Here is a 19,825-nt window from a genome sequence, read left to right as displayed (position 1 = left end):
CTACGAGCAACGTTACAATGGTTCGATTGAAGTCCTGGTTCCGCCTGACCCGTTTTGAGAGCTGCCTGATGATATTTGGCTTGTGCTCTATGCTGGTTCTGGCAGGGCAGGCCATCATTACACGCATTGCGGTAGAGCGCAGCAAGGTGCAAATCGTCCAGTCAGAGCTGACACGATTGTCTATCTTGCTGCCGGAAATGCTGTCGCCTGTCCTCCGCGAAGGGGATGTCAAGGCTGCTCGTGAACTGTTGCAACCACTATTGCAGAATGACGATTCGGGAGTGACTGCGATTAATATCGTCAGTCCTTTCGGCAGAGAAATTCTGGCTCTGGGTGAGATCAATCAAAATGTCTTTTTGCGCGATGCCATGTCAGGGCAGGTCAGTGACGATGGCTCCACGATCTGGGCGCACTATGAGATAAAGCATCAGGGCGTGTTGCTTGGCACCATCAACCTGGGGATGACCACTCAGCCATTCCGTGGCGAAATGTTCATCATCAACATTGCTCATCTGCTGCTGGCATTGCTGGCGGTCATTGTACTGCCTCTGCTCATTCGTATCTGGCGTGAGCTGTCCAACAGGGAGCAGGAAAAGACTCTGTCTCTGATCACTGATTGGGACACCAAACGTCTGGAGCATATTCAGCCGCAGCAGAGTTACATGCTATCGGGTGAGCGCTTGTTGACGCTGATTGAGCTGTGCAAGCGCCAACAGGAGCGGTTGAAAGACTTCTTCGAGACCACCACCGAAGCCTTGTTCATACTGGATGCGGATGGGCGCTGCCAGCGCTGTAATCAGGCGGCTCGTGCGCTTATTGGCATTGAAAGCGAAAGTCTGATCCGCTCCCAGTCTCTTATCAAATGGTTCTCGCACACTGAAAGCCAGTACTTCGATGAAGGTTTCTTGCAGCGGGATATCCATGAGGCTCTGGGTAAGAGTAATGCCTTTGACTACGAGGAGCTGATTCTTCATGTCGGCAAAGGCAAGCCCAAGCGCGTTGCTTGTCACTATCGCCCCTTTGATGTCGCTACCTCTACCGAGGCAGGTATTCTCTGCTGCCGTGATATCAGCGAGCAGCAGGAAATTCGCGAACGTCTGAGTCTGACTGCGCAGGTGTTCGAGAGTACTCAGGAAGGCATCATGATCACTGACGTGCAAAGCCGGGTGCTGGCAGTGAATAAGGCCTTCACTGCTATCACAGGGTATACGGCCGAGGAGATTGAGGGGCAGTTTCCCGATGTACTGAGCTCAGGTATTCACGGTCAGGACTTTTATAAGGACATGTGGGATTCCCTGACCATGAAGGGCAGCTGGCAGGGGCAGATATGGAACAAGAACAAAGAAGGCAAACTGTTTCCTGAATGGTTGTCTATCAGCGAGATTCGCAACCAGCGCGACGAGGTAATCAACTATATTGCGGTTTTTAGTGACATATCAGTACTGATCAATCAGGAAACTGAGATCGGTAACCAGAACCGCCTGTTGCGCAATATTCTCGATAACCTCAATGATGGCGTGCTTGTTCTTGATCTCAACGGCAACATTCTGCAAGCCAACCTGCATGCCTATCGGGTGCTGGGGCTGTCGCCGGATGCCGAAAGTATTCATCAATGGAAGAGTGGCCGGTTCATTGTCGAGAATGGTGAGCTGTATGACGAAGGCGAGCCCATCTTGCAGGCACTGCAGGAGCACGTTATCTGGGATAAGGAATATCGTCTTGAGCGGCAGGGTCATACAGCCTTTATATCCATCAATGCCAAGCCGCTTTACAACAACAGTGGTGGTCATATAGGCGCGCTGGTGGTGCTGCGTGATATCAGCCAGACCAAGCAGGCCCATGCCAAACTGTTGCAGGCCGTGCGTGATGCTCAGGCGGCTAACCAGGCTAAGTCAGACTTTCTGGCAAGTATGAGTCATGAGATTCGTACCCCAATGAACGGCATCATCGGTGTGGCGGATATTCTTGCTGACTCTCCCGGATTAGGGGAGGACGAGCATCAGCTGGTAGATATCATCAAGTCGTCGGGTGAGCTGCTGTTATCAATCGTCAACGATGTACTGGATTTCTCCAAGCTGGACGCGGGTAAGCTCAAGTTAAGCCAGGAGCCATTTAATGTCGGTCAGCTGGTGCAGGCTTCAGTACAGGTCGTTGAAGGCCAAGCCAGACAAAAAGGATTGGAATGTCGTTTCGAGGCCGTCGATTGTGCAGATGACTGGGTCGTGGGAGACCTGCAACGCTGTCGTCAGATTCTGGTCAACTTGCTGGGCAATGCGGTGAAGTTTACTGATAAGGGATTCGTTTCCTTGTCTGTTATGCAGATGCGTAAGCTGGGGCAGGTGGCATGGTATCGCTTTACCGTGGAGGATAGCGGTATCGGCGTTGATGAAAGTTTCCGGCCATATCTCTTCACTCGTTTTGCGCAGGCGGATACTTCAAGTACGCGCCGGTTTGGCGGAACGGGGCTAGGTCTGGCGATCTGCCGCCGTCTGGTCGATCAGATGGGGGGATATATTGATGTGGATAGTGTCCCAGGCAAAGGCAGCCGTTTCTGGTTTGAAATCCCACTCCCGGTAAGAGAAGGGCAGCGTGAATTGGGGCGTGCCACAGACGATATGGCGTTTTCCGCTTCCTATCGCATCCTGGTGGCTGAAGATAATCACGTGAATCAGGCCGTTATCGCCAGAATGCTGGAAAAAATGCAGTTGCAGGTGGATATGGTGGCCAATGGTGATGAGGCGGTCAGAGCTTGGCAGCACAGTCGCTGTGATCTGATTCTGATGGACTGGCGCATGCCTATTCTGGACGGTTTGGAGGCTACACGTCGCATCCGTAGCCTCGAAGAGAGCGATCAGCATATGATCATTGTTGCCTTGACGGCCAACAGCTCAGTTGAGGACAGGCAGACCTGTATCGAGGCCGGAATGGACGATTTCCTGCCGAAGCCCGTCAAGTACGAACAATTGCGTGATGTGTTGTATCGTCATCTTGAAACAGGGGCGCAGACCTCTGTTCAGCACTGAATGCGCTGACGTCCTGGTCAGCGCATTGATCCGTCAGTCAATCAACTCATAACTGCGTCTGACAGGGTGAGCTTCGTAGGTGCCCAGCACTCTGATATTACGGGCAAAGAAGGTCAGCTCTTCCATGGCATGCTGCATGGCTCTGGTATCCTGATGGCTGGCGATATCTATATGGAACTGACTTACCTGTAAGGTGCCACCGGTCATATAGCTTTCCAGTTTGATAAGGTTTATGCCATTGGTCGCAAAACCGCCCAGAGCTTTGTACAGCGATGCCGGCAGGTGGCTGACGTTGAACATGATTGAGGTAATGTAGTGTTTGCCTTCCTCCAACGGAGGAACCTTGGCATCTCTGGCAAGTATGATGAAGCGTGTAGTGTTGCCAGTCATATCCTGAAAGTTCTCCTGTAGAACCTCAAGTCCATACAGTTCAGCAGCAAGAGATGACGCAATAGCTGCCTGACTGGGGTCTTGCAAACGACTGACTTCCAGCGCAGCGCCCGCAGTATCCAGCTTGGCGACGGCCCGCAAACCCAATTGCTTGATGTGACCATCGCATTGAGCAAGAGCCTGGGGATGGGATCCGACCGTAGTGAGACCTCCGATTGAGGCGCCTTTCACACCGAGCAGGCAGTGATTAACAGGCTCGAAGTGCTCGCCAATGATGTGTAGCGAGGTCTTGGGCATCTGTCGGTAGATTTCCTCCACCCGACCGGCAGTGGAGTTTTCTACCGGAATCATGGCCAGTGCCGCTTCTCCTCTCTCTACCTTTTCCATCGCTTCCACAAAAGAACCGCATGCCAATGCAGGGATATTGGGAAACACCTTTCTGCATGCCAGATGAGAGTAAGCTCCTTCGTGGCCTTGGTAAGCGATAACAGTAGTGGAGGACATGACTATTGCCTGATTAGGGGTGGTAGGAAAAGAGGATGTTGTTATCAGAAACGTTACTGCATTCTTGAGATATGCAGCGTGTTTTGCCTCAGTCTTGTAAATACTTCATCGCAGCTCAAGCAACCGTATTACGAGTATCCAGGATACTCTGGGTAGTTTTCTCGTTGCTGAGTTAAGCAAATCTGATCAACGAGTAATAAATATGACTGGCGCTAATCATGCGCTATGCCACACTCTGCAGCGCTTTGCTGGCCACATGTTAACAGAACTCTTCTGGCCTGTGAGGTATTGCAGGAGTTGCTATGTCTGATGTGTCTCAAATTTCCGTTGCCCGCGGACAAACTGACAATGTTGCCCTAGTGGCATTAGTGTTGGCCATGATGCTCTGGTCAAGTTCCTTCATCGCCTTGAAGTACGCTTTCACCTCTTTTGATCCTCACTTTGTTATCTGGGGGCGCATGTTTACGGCGTTGTTATGTTTTTTGCTGGTGATCAGAAAAGTCTGGAGCGGTTTTCGGTATCAGTCAGGTGACTGGAAATATTTACTGATGATGACTGCTGGCGAGCCGTGTCTCTATTTCCTGTTTGAGGCTGCAGCATTGCAACATACTACAGCGGCTCAGGCGGGGATGATCACCGCCTTGTTGCCACTTACTGTGGCAGTGGGGGCGGCTCTATTTTTGGCAGAGCAGGTGAGCCGGCAAACCTATCTGGGTTTTTCGGTGGCGATAGTCGGGACAATTTGGCTCAGTTTTGCAGGCAGTCCAACGGATCAGGCACCTAATCCGTTGCTTGGAAATTTTTATGAGTTTCTCGCCATGGTATGTGCCACTTTCTATACCCTGGCACTGAAGCATTTGAGCAGTCGTTATTCATCACTGTTTTTGACCGCCTTTCAGGCGTTTTCTGGAACCTTATTCTTCTTGCCTTTTGTCATGTTGGGGTCTGCGCCTTTGCCCGCAGAGTGGCCACTTGTACCCAGTCTTTCAATCCTCTATCTGGGAACTGCAATTACCTTGGGAGCATATGGGTTATATAACTTTGGTGTCAGTCGTATACCGGCCTCACGTGCAACGGCCTATATCAATTTGATACCGGTGTTCACGCTTATTCTCTCATGGATGCTGCTGGGTGAACGATTCAGTCTGGCAGAGCTTGCCGCTTCAGCATTGGTATTGCTTGGGGTGCTGATTAGTCAGGTAAAATGGCCATTTCGTTTGACAAGAACTGTAACAAGCTAATGACTCCGGAACGCTATACCAAACTTAATCAGGTACTTGATTGTCGCCAGCCCGATCTGACATTGCTGACAGATCAGGTTCATAAACCACGCAATATTGCTGCATTGATTCGTAACTGCGATGCAGTGGGTATTCAGCAGATGCATGCGGTCACACCTGCGGTTTCTCACCGACCATTCAATGGTACGGCGAGAGGGAGTCAGCAGTGGGTTGATCTGACCATGCATGACAGTGTTGAAAATGGTGTCATATCCTTGCAGCATCAGGGCTTTAAGGTTGTAGCTGCACACTGGTCATCCCGTTCAATCAAATACACCGACTGGGACTACACACAACCAACAGCACTGCTGCTGGGCGCTGAGCGCATGGGGGTCAGTGCACGAGGTGCCGAGCTGGCAGATGCCCATGTCATTGTTCCCATGGTGGGGATGGTTGCTTCACTGAATGTCTCGGTTGCTGCAGGCATAATCCTGCAAGAAGCTCAGCGTCAGCGCGCTGTAAACGGCATGTATGAATATTGCAGACTGGAAGAATGGGAGCGATCTCGCATCTTCTTTCGCTGGGCATATCCACGCATTGCTGAAGTGTGCGATCAGAATGGGCAGGCATACCCCTTGCTTGATGATGCAGGTAATTTGATTGAGCCTTGGGCGCAAGGTTAAATGTTTCAGCGAGAATCTGGATGATCGAGAAGGAACTTGAATTTTTTCTAATCAGTCGTCAGATTAGATTTGTAATTCGGAAGTAGTCAACTAGACTCCATTTAGGTGAAAAATCATGCAGAAAGCGGCGTTTAATCGCTGTAAAGGCTGTAAACGCTGTCATATTCTCATGTATACTTTCGAACACTTGCTACGTCTCTCTACTGGAGCTCTGTGAGAGGCTTGATCCTTACACTGTGGCGGTAGAATTTTTATTCAAGGAACTAAACGAGGTTAGCCATGAAAAAAACCGTGACTGCTCTGACTCTGGCGCTGGCTGCTAGCAGTTTTGCATACGCGAACACTGAGCCTACTTCTTACTGGGTATCCAGCAACGGTAAGGTGGTAAAAGACGGTTTTGACGGTTGTGTTAAAACCACTCAGTGGAAGGCTGAAGACGCCTATATCTGTACCGGTGAGAAAGTTGAAGAGCCTGCTGTTGCAGCTCCTGCTCCTGCGGCACCTGTATATCAAAACGTAGAACAGTCTCTGACTGTGTACTTCCCCAACGATGTAGCTAAAGTTTCTGCTGCTAATCAGGCACGTCTGGCTGAGTTCGCTGGCAACATTTCCAGCACCATGAAAGACGTTGAAGGTGTGATGGTTTCTGGTCATGCTAGCTCGCCTGGTGCTGACGGCTACAACATGCGTCTGTCTCAGCGTCGTGCAAACAACGTTGTTAGCGAGCTGAACAAGCTGGGTGTACACAACTCTACCGTTAACGCTTACGGTGAAACCGATCTGGTATACGATGCCAACGGTAAAGAAGACCAAGAGCGCAGCCGTCGCGTAGTTATCGACGTGAATGGCAAAAAGCAAGTTAACTAATTAGCTTGCTTAATATAAAAAAGGGGGCTTATGCCCCTTTTTTTATTACCTGGAACACGGCCGCTGGGCTGAGAAGCTGCAGTCGGTCATATCTCCGAGTGGTATTAGTGGCCTTTGATAGCGTAAATGCCATTCAGGTTACGGAAAAAGCCCTGATAGTCCATGCCGCAGCCATAAAGGAAGCGATCTTCTACTTCTACGCCCACTACGTCGGGGCGATATGATACTTTGCGGTTGTGTACCTTGTTGATCAGAGTGGCAGTCATTACGCGTGCCGCGCCTTCAGCGATAAGGGCATTGTAAATGGCCTGTAGGGTATGTCCTTCATCGAAAATGTCATCGATGATTAACACTTGTCGACCTGCGACAGAGGTTGCAGGACGAACACGCCATTCCAGCTCACCACCTTGCAAAGACATGCCATAACGGGTGGCATGGATGTAATCAAGCTCAAGGGGGAAGTCGAGGCGTGGCAGTAATTGGCCAGCAGGAATGAGGCCGCCGCGCATGACACACAGAACCAGAGGGGTTTTGTCCGCGAGTTCATTGGTGATGGCTTCTGCCATATTGTCATAAGCCGTTTGAATCTCCTCTGGAAAAATCAGACAGTCTGCCTGAGCGTGGACAGACATGGCCTCTGCCGCAGAAATGCTCATAGAGAATACCCCTAGGTTGAAACGTAGATGTAAGCTGCAATCGCCATAGAACACACAGTAGTCAATGTGCAGCTGGCGAAGTAAAGGGAGAATTTTAGCTAATTACCCTATGCTGGGCTAGGTATATCTCTAACGGGAAATGTTATAGATCATCCGACTGGATTATTTCCTGTCGGGAGTCTTGTCACCGTATACTTGCCGTCGACCATTACTATTAGACATGAGGATCCCCCAATGGCCGTCCATGAAATCAAACATCCCCTGATCAAGCATAAAATTGGCCTCATGCGAAAAGATGGGATCAGCACCAAACACTTTCGCGAGTTATGCAGCGAAATCGGTACATTGCTGACGTATGAAGCTACCCGCCAGCTGGATACAGAAAAGGTCACTATTCAGGGGTGGAGTGGTAGCGATCTTGAAGTTGAGCATATCAAGGGTAAAAAGATCACCGTTGTGCCTATATTGCGCGCAGGCTTGGGCATGCTGGACGGCGTGTTACAGCTAATTCCTAATGCCAAAGTCAGTGTGGTGGGGTTGTATCGCAATGAAGAGACGCTTGAACCGGTGCCCTATTTTGAGAAGATTGTGGCCGACATTGAAGAGCGAACTGCGTTGATTCTGGATCCCATGCTTGCAACAGGCGGCACCCTGGTTGCTACGATCGATATGCTGAAGGCCGGTGGCTGCAAACATATCATGGGATTGTTCCTGGTGGCATGTCCTGAAGGTATCGCGCGGTTGCAGAAAGCCCACCCTGAGGTGGATATTTACGTTGCTGCAGTTGATGAAAAGCTCAATGAGAAGGGCTATATCCTGCCAGGGTTGGGGGATGCGGGCGATAAGATATTTGGTACCAAATGAGCTGCCGCTGACCATTTCAGTATTGCATCTTATAATTCCGTTCGAACTTCCTTTCTTCTGTATATAGCCAGGTAAAGTGCCTGGCTTTTTGTTGTGCCGTTCTTTTGCACCTAATGCATCCGGTTGGATGCAAGGACGCTTCACTACCCGTCGTCTACTTCAGTTGGTGGTAAGTTTAAATCACTTGGGGTTGTTCAATAAATGTACTAATACCTTGGTCTTAAACTAGGCTTTGGTCTTAGTTTGTTGGATCTCAGGCTGATCTACAGTGGCTATGGTTTATCAGAACTGTCAACAATCCTTTGTTGTCAGTTGACCTCCTCAAATAAAAATTAAAGGCAGGGCTACCATGGGATATCAAGAATACTACGCAGAATCTATCAATGAGCCTGAGCACTTCTGGCAAAGGCAGGCTGATCAGCTGGCGTGGTTTACACCTCCCCTACACATATTGTCGACAGATTCAAATGGCATTCAGCGCTGGTTTGCAGATGGAAAGCTAAATCTTGCCTATCTTGCGGTCGATTTTCACGTTGAGCAGGGGCGGGGTGATCAGGCGGCCATTTTTTACGATTCCCCCGTCAGTGATAGCAAACGGCAAATTAGTTATAGAGACTTGATGGAGCAGGTTGCCCGTTTTGCCGGTGTGTTACGCGCTAAAGGTGTCGGGTATGGTGATCGTGTGGTGGTCTATATGCCCATGATTCCCGAGGCCGTTGTCGCCATGCTGGCCTGTGCCCGATTGGGCGCGATTCACTCCGTCGTGTTCGGCGGCTTTGCTGCGCATGAACTTGCAAGCCGTATCGAGGATGCGGAACCGAAAGTGGTGCTGACAGCCTCTTGCGGTATAGAAATCAACAAGATCATTGCCTATAAGCCTCTGCTGGATGAGGCAATTCGGCTATCAGCGCATCAGCCCGAGCATGTCATTGTTTATCAGCGTGCCCAATGTGCTGCTGAACTTCAGGAAGGGAGAGATTACGACTGGTGCGCTCTGGCGCAGGAGGCGGATCAGGCTCCCTGCGTGCCGGTGAGCGGTGCCGATCCGCTTTATATCCTCTATACCTCTGGAACTACTGGCAAACCCAAAGGTGTGGTCCGAGACACGGGGAGCTATGCTGTTGCCCTCAAGCACAGCATGTCGATGTTGTACGACGTCAAGCCGGGTGATGTGTTTTGGGCCGCTTCTGATGTGGGATGGGTCGTAGGGCATTCCTATATTGTGTACGGACCACTGATACATGGATGTTCGACTGTGCTGTATGAAGGAAAACCGGTCAAAACGCCGGATGCGGCGGCGTTCTGGCGGGTTGCAGAAGAATATCGCGTAAAAGCGCTATTTGCGGCCCCCACGGCTTTCCGCGCCATTCGCAAGGAAGATCCTGAGGGGAGGTTGCCCACCCGATATGATCTGAGCCATCTGCGTTACATCTTTATGGCGGGGGAGCGTCTGGATCCGCCTACCTATCAATGGGTGAGCGAAGTCCTTGATAAGCCGGTTATTGATCATTGGTGGCAAACCGAAACCGGTTGGGCCATTGTTGGCAATCCGATGGGAGTGGAGCCTCAACCCACCAAAGCCGGTTCTGCGGGTCTGCCCATGACTGGTTTTGACGTGCGTGTGCTGGATGCCAATGGTGATGAGATGCCAGTCAATCAACAGGGCAGCATTGCCATCAAACTGCCATTGCCGCCAGGGTGCCTGCCTACCATCTGGGGGGATTTTGAACGCCTGCGTTCGGGATATCTGCGTACTTTTCCCGGTTACTACGTCAGCGGAGACGGTGGTTACAGAGACGAGGACGGTTACATATTTATCATGGGGCGCACCGACGATGTCATTAACGTTGCTGGTCATCGATTATCTACGGGTGAGATGGAGGAGGTCGTAGCCAGCCATCCTGCAGTGGCTGAATGTGCGGTGATCGGTATCCAGGATCCGCTCAAGGGGCAGGAGCCTGTAGGGCTGGTGCTGCTTAAAGATGGCGTAAGCATCGCTGAAGCAGAGCTGCAGCAGGAGCTGGTTGGGCTGATGCGTGATCGTATTGGTGCGCTGGCGTGTTTCAAGCGTGTGATGGTGGTGGATCGCTTGCCTAAAACACGCTCAGGCAAAATTCTGCGCAAGCTTCTGCGGCAAATGGCAGACGGTGAGGAATTCAGCATTCCCTCCACCATTGACGATCCATCCTGTCTGGGAGAAATTCAGATGCTGATGCAGCAACGGCAGATCGGGACTGTAGCCAGTTAAGCTGCTGCTACACTTTTTTGTATTGCTTCAAGTGAGCCTGTCCAGTACAGGCTCGTTGCGTTATGGTTTCGGAACAAAGGCGTAGAAATCATTTGTATGGCAAATGGGCATCATCTCTACGTACTTTGGCGTTATATTCCCTAGGGATGGGTGTGCAGTCGAATTACTATGCATCTGATCTACAAATCGGTCTTTGCTGACTATATTGTCAGTAAGTAGTATCCCGGCGGTGGTGCTGTGGTAAGGATAAGGGCATGAAGCAGCGCATATTGGTAGTTGATGATGAAGTCAACAACGTCAACGCTATTGTTCGGCTATTGCGCAGGCAGGATTACAGCTGCTTTGGTACCACCGATCCTGAAGACGCGCTGCCACTGATTGAGCAGCATCGTATACGGGTAGTGATCAGTGATCAGCGCATGCCCAAGATGCAGGGCTCAGAGCTTTTTGAAAAGATCAAGCAAAGCTATCCTGATGTGCTTTGTATTCTGCTGTCTGCTTATACAGACTTTGATGGCCTGACGCAGGCCATCAACTCCGGTGTGTTGTTTAAGTTCATCAGCAAGCCATGGCGCCGGGAAGAACTGCTCGCAGTGCTCGATGATGCCTTTGCCCATATTGAGTTGCAGCGACTCAACAAACTGGGGATGCAAGCCTACTCGCACAGTGATGAAGCCATGCTGATCATTGATCGCTACTGGCGGGTCACGTCGGCCAATGCTGCCTATATCAATGAGCGCCATCAGTCTACCAGTGATGTAGTGGGGAAAGACCTGTTTGAGCTGGAGCCCAGTTTATCGGCTGAGCAGGTACACAATGCCCTGCAGGACGCTGGCGAGTGGCAAGGGCGATTCTGGTTGCCTTTGCCCGATGGCGCGCTGCGATTCTATGCCTTCGTTTTACGGGGAGTGGAGAATCAGGGCGGAGAGGCGGCCTATTATACTTTGACGCTCAATGATCAGACCTTGCAGCAACAGGTGGAGGCGGCACATCAGACTGATTTGCTGACAGGGTTGTGCAACCGTCAGGCATTCCTTCAGCGCAATGAAAAACAACTTCACGCTGGCCAGTATTTTGGTGTGCTGGCGCTGGACGTCGTCAACTTTCGCCAAATCAATCAGAGCCTCGGCCACAGTGCTGCTGATCAGTTGCTTCTGATGCTATCCCAGCGCCTGCAAAGTCTGGTGCCAAGCAGTCAGGCCGTTGCGCGTATTGGTGGTGACCATTTCAGTGTGCTGATGGAAGGGTTGAGTGACTGGGAGGCGATGCGTCAGCAGGCAGAGTCCTGGCTGATGGTGTTACGTGGCCCTTATGAGCTGAGTGGCGGTGAGCTGTTTATTGCCCTGCGTGGCGGGCTGAGTATTGGCCCAAGTCAGGGGTCTGCACAAAAGCGTATGCAGGAAGCAGAGACGGCCCTAGCGTATGCCAAACAGTACGAGTTGGGGCCGCTGATTGTCTATGACAATGGCCTGATGAACGGAGCGCGTGAGCGACTGCGTCTGTGGAGTGATTTGCATCGTGCTCTGGAGCGAGAGGAGTTCGAGCTGTTGTTTCAACCCAAGGTGTCTGCATTAGATGGCAGCTGGAAGGGAGCTGAGGCGCTGCTGCGCTGGCATCATCCGATGCTGGGTGCGATTAATCCGGACATCTTTGTCACGCTAGCAGAGGAAAGTGGGCTGATCATGCCTATTGGTCGCTGGGTTATAGCCAAGGCCCTTGATGCTTTGCAAAGCTGGCGGGTTGAAACTGGCAACATGGACTTGCATGTAGCCGTGAACATGTCACCTGCACAGTTGTCTGATCAGGGACTGGTGCAGTTGGTAGTGGAAGAGCTGGAGCGTCGACAACTACCACCATCGGTACTGGAGCTGGAAATTACGGAAACCCAGATGCTGGAGCCGGAGAAGGCGGCGGCAGTAATCAGTGATTTTGCCCGTAAGGGCATCAAGGTGGTGCTGGACGACTTCGGAACCGGCTATGCCTCTTTCCAGTATCTGCGTCAGTTTGAGTTCAGTTGCGTCAAGCTCGACAAGACTTTCATCGATTCACTGGAGTCCAGGTCGCATGAGCGGGTGCTGGTCAAGGCGATGATCGACATGGCTCATTCCTTGTCACTGACGGTGGTGGCAGAAGGGGTAGAGAGGAATAGCCAGTGGTTCTATCTGAAAAGCATGGGCTGTGATCTGCTGCAGGGCTATCGCTTTTCCATTGCGTTACCAGCTCAGGCGCTGCCCGAATGGGCAAGGCAGCAGCCTGTGCTGGATGTGGAATGGATGTCAGGGGGCGAGGGCATCTAGCAGCTCTTCCACAGCCTTGAAACGCTTGTCGGCATTGGCCATGGGCTGAGTGAAGCGCAACTTCTGAGTCCCCTGCAGGCGGTAGCGCTGTGATTGTTTTTGCACCAGTTGTACCAGTTTGAACGGATCAACCTTGGTGTCATGGGCAAACTCCAGCTGACCGTTCTCCTGATTCGCCTCGATTTTTACCACCCCCAGTGTGGTCGCCTTGAGCTTCAGCTCAGTCTGCCTGAACAGATTCTTGACCTGTTCGGGCAACAGGCCAAAACGGTCAATCATCTCTACTTGTAGTTCACGCAGCTGATCCTCATCCGTCGCGTTGGCAATGCGTTTGTACAGAATCAGACGAGCGTTGACATCGGGTAGATAGTCATCAGGGATAAGGGCAGGCAGTCGCAGGTTGACATCGGCATCCAGGTTAAGTGGTTTTTCCAGATCAAATGCCTTGCACTGGCGAATGGCTTTGACTGCGCGGTCGAGCATATCCATGTAAAGGCTGAAACCGATGCTGTGAATCTGCCCGCTCTGTTCTTCACCCAGCAATTCGCCGGCACCGCGGATTTCCAGATCGTGGGTAGCCAGCGTAAATCCCGCTCCCAGATGCTCGGCGCCGCTGATGGCTTCCAGGCGCTTTTGGGCATCCGGCGTCATGGTACGCCATGGTGGAGTAAGCAGATAGGCGTAGGCCTGATGGTGCGAGCGGCCGACACGGCCACGCAGCTGGTGCAGCTGCGCCAGACCAAACTTGTCAGCACGATCAATAATGATGGTGTTGGCATTGGGCACGTCGATACCGGTCTCAATGATGGTGGTACACACCAGTACATTGAAACGGCGGTGATAGAAATCGGACATCACCTGTTCCAGTTCGCGTTCGCGCATTTGTCCATGACCCACTGCCACCCGCGCTTCAGGAATCAGCTCACGGATGGTTTGCGCAGTCTTTTCGATGGTCTTCACTTCGTTGTGCAGGTAATACACCTGACCGCCGCGCAGCAGCTCTCTGAGAATAGCTTCCTTGATCATGCGCTCATCACTTTCTCGCACGAAGGTCTTGATGGACAGACGTCGGGCAGGGGGGGTGGCAATGATGGAAAGGTCACGCAAGCCGGACATGGCCATGTTGAGGGTGCGTGGGATCGGAGTGGCGGTCAGCGTCAAAATATCAACGTTGGCTCGCAGTGCTTTCAGCTTCTCCTTCTGTTGCACCCCAAAACGATGCTCCTCATCGATGATGACCAGGCCGAGATCTTTGTATTTAACATCCTGCTGCAGAATCTTGTGGGTACCCACCAGAATGTCCACTTTGCCTTCGGCTACAGCCTGCAGCGTCTGATCCACTTCTTTGCTGCTACGAAAACGCGACAGCACTTCAATGCGTATGGGCCAGTCAGCAAAACGATCCCGGAAACTTTCATAATGCTGTTGTGCCAGCAGCGTGGTCGGCACCAGCACGGCAACCTGTTTGCCCTCCAGCGTGGCTACAAATGCGGCACGCATGGCCACCTCGGTCTTACCAAAACCGACATCACCGCAGACCAGTCGATCCATCGGTTTGGCCGCCTTCATGTCATCCAGTACCGCACTGATGGCGCTTTGCTGATCGGGTGTTTCCTCAAAGGGGAAGCTGCCGGAGAACTGAGCATATTCCACTTCTGAAGCGGTAAACGGAAACCCTTTGCGCGCCGCGCGACGTGCATAGACGTCCAGCAGTTCTGCCGCGGTATCACGAACCTTCTCGGCCGCTTTCTGACGTATTTTCTGCCATTGATCACTGCCCAGCTTGTTAAGCGGCGCCAGTTCTTCGCTGGCACCGGTATAACGGCTGATCAGATGCAATGACGAGACAGGCACATACAGTTTGGCTTCGTCGGCGTACTCCAGCATCAGAAATTCGGCCTGCTGGCCTTCGATTTCCAGAGTAGTCAGGCCTTTGTAGCGGCCCACACCGTGATCGATATGTACGATAGGTGCGCCCAGGCTCAGCTCGGTCAGACTAAGGATGACCTGATCACTGTCATCACGGCTTTTCTGTCTGCGTCTAGCCTGACGAACCTGTAATCCAAACAGCTGTGCCTCGCTGATCAGCGCGACTTTGCGGGAAGCCAGTAGCAGGCCGTCCTGCAGCGGTGCTACGGTCAGATAAAGTCCGGCGGTTGCGCCGAGAAAGGCTTCCCAGCCATCGATATAACTGGCTTTGCGCTGTGCCTTGTGCAAGTGCTCCTGCAGTGCTTCACGCCGTCCTGCAGACTCGGCGCAAATCAGCAGCTTCCAGTCGTTGTGCTGGTCAACAAACTGCTGCAGGGCGGCATAGGGGCGTTCAGCACGGGCGTCAATGGTCAGTGCAGGCGGTGTAGCCGCACCAGCGTTGATGCGACCTGCCTTGTCCGGCAGAGACGCAAGGCTCAGCTCAATGCCCGGATGCTGATTGAGCAACTGGTTGAGTTGCTCCGGAGGAAGATAAATTTCGGTCGGCTTGAGAATGGGATGACGTATATCGTGGCTCAGCTCGTCATACCGTTGCTCAATATCTGTCCATGTCTGCTGCAATCGATCCTGAAGCCCTGCATAGCGGCACAACAGCACCTGCTCAGGTAAAAAGTCGAACAGGGTACTGGTCTGATCAAAAAACAGTGGCAGGTAATACTCGATACCCGGCGGCGCCAAACCGTGGCTGACATCCTCATAGACACTGCACTGGCGTGGATCAACATCGAAACGCTCACGCCAGCGCTGGCGAAAGCGGCTGATACTTTTATCATCCAGAGGGCATTCACGGGCAGGCAGCAAGTGCACTTCTTTCAGTGCCGTCAGGGTGCGCTGATTTTGCGGATCAAAACTGCGCAGCGTATCGATTTCATCGTCGAAAAGCTCAACACGCAGCGGCAGGGGACTGCCCATGGGAAAGATATCCATGATGGCGCCGCGGATGGCATATTCACCGTGCTCGTAGACGGTATCTACCGCACGATACCCTGCCTGTTCAAGGCGCTGGCGGTAAGTCTGGAAATCAAACCGTTGCCCCGGTCGTAACTGCAGGCTATAGCCATCCAGATATGCCACGGGTGAAAGACGCTGCAGCAGTGTGCTCAGCGGCAGGATCAGCACGCCTTGTTGCAGTGACGGCAGGCGAAACAGAGCTTCCAGACGGTGGGAAATAATATCCTGGTGAGGTGAAAAGCGGTCGTAGGGCAAGGTTTCCCAGTCGGGGAAGGTCAGTACCGGATAACGCTGTTCATCAGCAGCCAGCAGGAAGCGCAATTCCTCCTCCAGGCTTTGGGTTTGCGCCGGGGTGTTGGTCAGCACCACTACCAGCCCCCTGTGCTGACGTACCAGATCAGCGCAGAGCAGTGCCGGGGCCGCTCCTTGCAACTCTCCGATAAAGCGCAGTTCCCCTGCCTTGCTGGGCAGGGCCAGCGAATCCACAAGTAAAGACACTGTTGCTCCCTAATTCCACGTTTTGCATTTGCGCACAGGACAAAGACACTTCAGAGAAACAAGCCCTGACGGGTGCCAGTCAACGCGTTGCTATGTTACTGCATCTGTAGCCGAGGCAACACGCTGCAGCTACCTCTCAGTGCCTCAGATGCTGCTGACCCTATGTAGTGACGAAACCACGAGCGATCAAGGTACATCAGGCGCCACTATGCTTTTTGCTATTTGCCCATTCCAGACTAAACAAGGATAATTGTCGCCGCCCGAAACCCTATCTACCTTCTGAGTGTGTCTGCAGGGGACGCTTTCAGAGTCAAAGCGATCCGTGACGGTGTCGAGAGGTGGTTGAGCATCGTGCTCTTTAAGCCTCACAACCGCAGCCGATGGCTTGGCGTCCCGGCAGTAATGCTCTTTAAACGACGTTAAAGGATAGACCCGTGAGTCAAGAAAAAGTGTTCACTGAATGGAAAGAGCGCGAGTCGATTGCGGAATCGATGATTCCCATGGTTGGCCGCATGTATCGTGAACGTAATGTTGAGATCTCTGTTTACGGACAGGTGATCGTCAACCGCGCAGTAATCGACATCATCAAGGCGCACCGTTTTGTGCGTCAGATCACTGGCGCCGAACTGTCAGTCGTCAACACCTTCCCCATTCTGCAGCTTGTCGATCAACTGGGTGTCACCAACAGCCACGTTGATATTGGTAAACTGTTCGAGCTGTTCAATACCAAATCTCATGGTCTGTCACTGGAAGAGTTCGTTGCTGAAGAGCTGAACGACGCGCCACGTAACGGCAAGGAAGAGAAAGCCACTGACGTCGTTCTATACGGCTTTGGTCGTATCGGTCGCCTGCTTGCCCGTCTGCTGATCGAGAAAACCGGTGGTGGTCAGGCCATGCGCCTGCGTGCCATCGTCGTCCGTAAGGGCAGCAAGGATGATCTGGCCAAGCGTGCCAGCCTGCTGCGCCGCGACTCTGTACACGGTGCTTTCCGTGGCACTATCACCATCGATGAAGAAGCGAACACCATCACTGCTAATGGTAATGTGATTCAGGTGATCTACGCTGACGCGCCAGACAATATCGACTACACCGAGTACGGCATCAGCCATGCACTGGTGGTGGATAACACTGGTAAATGGCGTGACGAAGACGGCTTGTCTTTGCACCTGCGCGCCAATGGTGTGGCACGTGTTCTGCTGACTGCACCTGGTAAGGGGGATCTGAAGAACATCGTTATGGGCGTTAACCATGGCGATATCGTCGATACTGACAAGATCCTGTCTGCAGCCTCCTGTACTACCAACGCCATTGTGCCGGTATTGAAAGCGATCAATGATGAGTTTGGTGTCGAATACGGTCACGTTGAAACCGTGCACTCCTATACCAATGACCAGAACCTGATCGACAACTACCACAAAGCCGACCGTCGCGGTCGTGCTGCGCCGCTGAACATGGTTATCACCGAAACCGGTGCTGCCAAAGCGGTTTCCAAAGCGCTGCCCGAACTGACCGGTAAACTGACCGGTAATGCCATTCGCGTTCCCACGCCCAACGTTTCCATGGCCATCCTGAATCTGACTCTGGAGCAGGAAGTGACCAAGGATGAGCTGAATGACTACCTGAACTGGGTATCGCTGCACTCCAGCATGCAGAAGCAGGTGGGCTATTCCAATTCACCTGAGGCGGTTTCTTCTGACTTCACCGGTACCCGTTCTGCCGGTATCGTTGATGGTCTGGCAACCATCGTCAGCGGCAAGCGTTGTGTACTGTACGTATGGTATGACAACGAGTTTGGCTACAGCTGCCAGGTAGTGCGTATCATGCAGTACCTGACAGGCTCTACGCTGTCAGTATTCCCGGTGGAATAAGTCCTGATAAGACAGTAGTGCACGATCAACGGGGAAGCTTCGGCTTCCCCGTTTTGCATTCTGGCTGCGGATAATGTTGTCACTGCTGGTCGTCAGGTGGGAGTGGCCGCGAAGTGAGCCGGGCTAATGAGGTTAACCAAACGTTCTAGTCGTGGGGACTTCATTGCTTGAGCGGATAATGTGGGGTGTTGCCATGACGGCCTGATTACGGCCATTGCGCTTGGCCTGATACAGCGCTTCGTCCGCTTCAAGAAATAGATGGGTAGGCAGGCTGCGGGGCAGAGGGCGTTCGGAGTCCTGAGGTGTAAATGCTGATACACCTACCGAAAGAGTCAGGCTGAATGACTGGCCCAGAGTGTTTTTCATTACGGTTTTGCTGGTCTGGCTGCAGATGCTCTGAGCAATCATCAGTGCATGCTCCTTGGGGCAGCCTGGCAACAAGATGGCGAACTCTTCACCACCGTAACGGGCAATAACGTCGCTTTGCCGCACCTGAGTACGCAGAATTCGGGTGATTTCCACCAGAGCTTTGTCTCCCATGGCATGGCCATAGGTGTCATTGATAGTCTTGAAGTGATCCAGATCGATCAGCATGCAGCTGAGCGGATAGTTAAGCTGGTGAGCACGCTCCAGCTCTTCCCTCAGTGCCTTGTCGAGATAACGGCGATTCCAGGCCTGGGTCAACGGATCGCGCAGACTGAGCTGGCGAAGGTTCTCCTGACTGATGTTGTTTTCGATGCAGAGTGCGATCATGGAGGCAAAATGCTCCAGCAGATCCATACCGTAGTCAGGATTGAAGCGTTCTCCATCCTTGCTGCCTAAGTTCAGCAGGCCAATCAGGCTGCCGTGCCGCCGTAACGGCAACGTAGCATGGGAATTGATCTCGTCAGGCCAATGTGGCAGTCCGGCCTCATCGAGCTTGCGTGATTGCAGACAAGGTACGGTGGTTTCCGGGAATAGCTTGGCCAGCTCAGCAAGCGTGCTGAGAATAATCAGCCCGCTGTCACACAGCGGTTGCAGTTTGTCTCCCAGAAAGTCACTAAAGCGGTCTTCACTGTTAATCAGGTAGAGATGAACCTTATCAAGACTGAAGTGGGCGCCGGTTTCAGATAACAGAATGCTGATCAGCTCCGCCAGGGAGTTAGCCTTTAGCAGTTGCAACTCGAGACTGCGAAATTGCATCAGGGATTGCTGGAAGCGTTCGGCATCGCCAATCAGTTGCCGATACCTGCTTTCCAGCTCACGGTAGCGCCGCTCCCAGTCAATAACAGCAGGGCGGGAGGTGGGTTCTGCCTGGTACAGCGGATCATCAGACATGAATAAAGTATCTACCTGTTTACAAAATGCCGTCAGCGTCCTGCTGTGCAGGCCATGTTCCAGTCATGGAGTATGACAAGGGAACTGGCAATGCCACGCTTTGCCGACAAAAAAGTAACCGATACGTCGTGCTGTTCCGTGGTGGCTTGAATTGTGAAGGGATTGTAAGCATTCATCAATCTAAATGGAGGTGCTTATGGATACTTCTAACGACAACTTCTACACCAATATTCAACTGGAGGTACCGGTCGCATTCATCGACCGATGCCGCGAACGCAACGCTGAACCGGCTCGTGTGCTGGCATCCCTGCTGGAAGAGCTGGTCAACCTCAATCCTCACTTTCATAAGGAAGCACATGCCCTGTTCATGGAAGCATTCGACGATGCCAGACAGGAGCACAGCTACCTCGACGACCGCGACTCCTGGAGTTGATGTGGCGAGATGAGTGG

Annotated in this window: 13 protein-coding genes; 9 read left to right on the top strand and 4 right to left on the bottom strand. The window is 52.4% G+C overall.

Features of this window, described 5'->3' with window-relative positions:
* The first annotated feature begins 17 nt into the window (after positions 1-17).
* Entirely contained in the window at positions 18-3,023 is a 3,006-nt protein-coding gene (locus QCD60_RS01100; RefSeq protein ID WP_279781581.1) for a PAS domain S-box protein, read from the top strand.
* A 33-nt stretch (positions 3,024-3,056) separates the two neighbouring features.
* Here QCD60_RS01100 and QCD60_RS01095 read toward each other — a convergent pair whose 3' ends face one another.
* Positions 3,057-3,917 (bottom strand): prephenate dehydratase, encoded by an 861-nt coding sequence (locus tag QCD60_RS01095; RefSeq protein WP_110186136.1) that lies wholly within the window; start codon positions 3,915-3,917, stop codon positions 3,057-3,059.
* A 302-nt stretch (positions 3,918-4,219) separates the two neighbouring features.
* Between QCD60_RS01095 and QCD60_RS01090 the strand changes: the two genes are divergently transcribed.
* The 3 genes from QCD60_RS01090 (at position 4,220) to QCD60_RS01080 (ending at position 6,687) form a co-directional block, all read left to right on the top strand.
* Positions 4,220-5,158 (top strand): DMT family transporter, encoded by a 939-nt coding sequence (locus QCD60_RS01090; RefSeq protein WP_279781577.1) that lies wholly within the window; start codon positions 4,220-4,222, stop codon positions 5,156-5,158.
* The gene (trmH, locus tag QCD60_RS01085; protein ID WP_279781575.1) at positions 5,158-5,820 is read left to right on the top strand and encodes a tRNA (guanosine(18)-2'-O)-methyltransferase TrmH; all 663 of its coding nucleotides are present in this window, start codon (positions 5,158-5,160) and stop codon (positions 5,818-5,820) included. The genes QCD60_RS01090 and trmH overlap by 1 nt, the downstream gene beginning before the upstream one ends.
* Positions 5,821-6,099: 279 nt before the next feature.
* Positions 6,100-6,687 (top strand): OmpA family protein, encoded by a 588-nt coding sequence (locus QCD60_RS01080; protein WP_104154868.1) that lies wholly within the window; start codon positions 6,100-6,102, stop codon positions 6,685-6,687.
* Positions 6,688-6,791: 104 nt separating this feature from the next.
* Here QCD60_RS01080 and QCD60_RS01075 read toward each other — a convergent pair whose 3' ends face one another.
* Entirely contained in the window at positions 6,792-7,343 is a 552-nt protein-coding gene (locus QCD60_RS01075; protein WP_279781573.1) for a hypoxanthine-guanine phosphoribosyltransferase, read from the bottom strand.
* Between the two features lie 234 nt (positions 7,344-7,577).
* Between QCD60_RS01075 and upp the strand changes: the two genes are divergently transcribed.
* The 3 genes from upp (at position 7,578) to QCD60_RS01060 (ending at position 12,752) form a co-directional block, all read left to right on the top strand.
* A complete protein-coding gene (upp, locus tag QCD60_RS01070; protein WP_279781571.1) occupies positions 7,578-8,207 on the top strand; it encodes a uracil phosphoribosyltransferase in 630 nt (209 codons plus the stop codon).
* A 349-nt stretch (positions 8,208-8,556) separates the two neighbouring features.
* Positions 8,557-10,455, top strand: a complete 1,899-nt coding sequence (locus tag QCD60_RS01065; RefSeq protein ID WP_279781569.1) for a propionyl-CoA synthetase — start codon at positions 8,557-8,559, stop codon at positions 10,453-10,455.
* A gap of 254 nt (positions 10,456-10,709) precedes the next feature.
* Positions 10,710-12,752 carry an EAL domain-containing protein gene (locus QCD60_RS01060; RefSeq protein WP_279781567.1) on the top strand — a complete coding sequence of 681 codons (2,043 nt, stop codon included), beginning with the start codon at positions 10,710-10,712 and terminating at the stop codon, positions 12,750-12,752.
* On the opposite strand, the gene mfd is transcribed toward QCD60_RS01060, so the two are convergent.
* Positions 12,732-16,190 (bottom strand): transcription-repair coupling factor, encoded by a 3,459-nt coding sequence (gene mfd, locus QCD60_RS01055; RefSeq protein WP_279781564.1) that lies wholly within the window; start codon positions 16,188-16,190, stop codon positions 12,732-12,734. The two genes, QCD60_RS01060 and mfd, sit on opposite strands and share 21 nt — an antisense overlap.
* A 434-nt stretch (positions 16,191-16,624) precedes the next feature.
* Here mfd and QCD60_RS01050 point away from each other — a divergent pair, with 434 nt between their 5' ends.
* Positions 16,625-18,058 carry a glyceraldehyde-3-phosphate dehydrogenase gene (locus tag QCD60_RS01050; RefSeq protein ID WP_279781562.1) on the top strand — a complete coding sequence of 478 codons (1,434 nt, stop codon included), beginning with the start codon at positions 16,625-16,627 and terminating at the stop codon, positions 18,056-18,058.
* Positions 18,059-18,190: 132 nt separating this feature from the next.
* Here the strand turns inward: QCD60_RS01050 and QCD60_RS01045 are convergent, their stop codons facing one another.
* Positions 18,191-19,375 (bottom strand): sensor domain-containing diguanylate cyclase, encoded by a 1,185-nt coding sequence (locus QCD60_RS01045; RefSeq protein WP_279781560.1) that lies wholly within the window; start codon positions 19,373-19,375, stop codon positions 18,191-18,193.
* 196 nt (positions 19,376-19,571) lie between these two features.
* Here QCD60_RS01045 and QCD60_RS01040 point away from each other — a divergent pair, with 196 nt between their 5' ends.
* Complete coding sequence (locus tag QCD60_RS01040) at positions 19,572-19,808, top strand: hypothetical protein (protein WP_104154860.1); 237 nt, start codon at positions 19,572-19,574, stop codon at positions 19,806-19,808.
* The last annotated feature ends 17 nt before the right edge of the window (positions 19,809-19,825 follow it).

It is taken from the genome of Pokkaliibacter sp. MBI-7 (genome assembly GCF_029846635.1).
GTDB lineage: Bacteria > Pseudomonadota > Gammaproteobacteria > Pseudomonadales > Balneatricaceae > Pokkaliibacter.
This window is presented reverse-complemented; position numbering and strand designations above follow the sequence as displayed.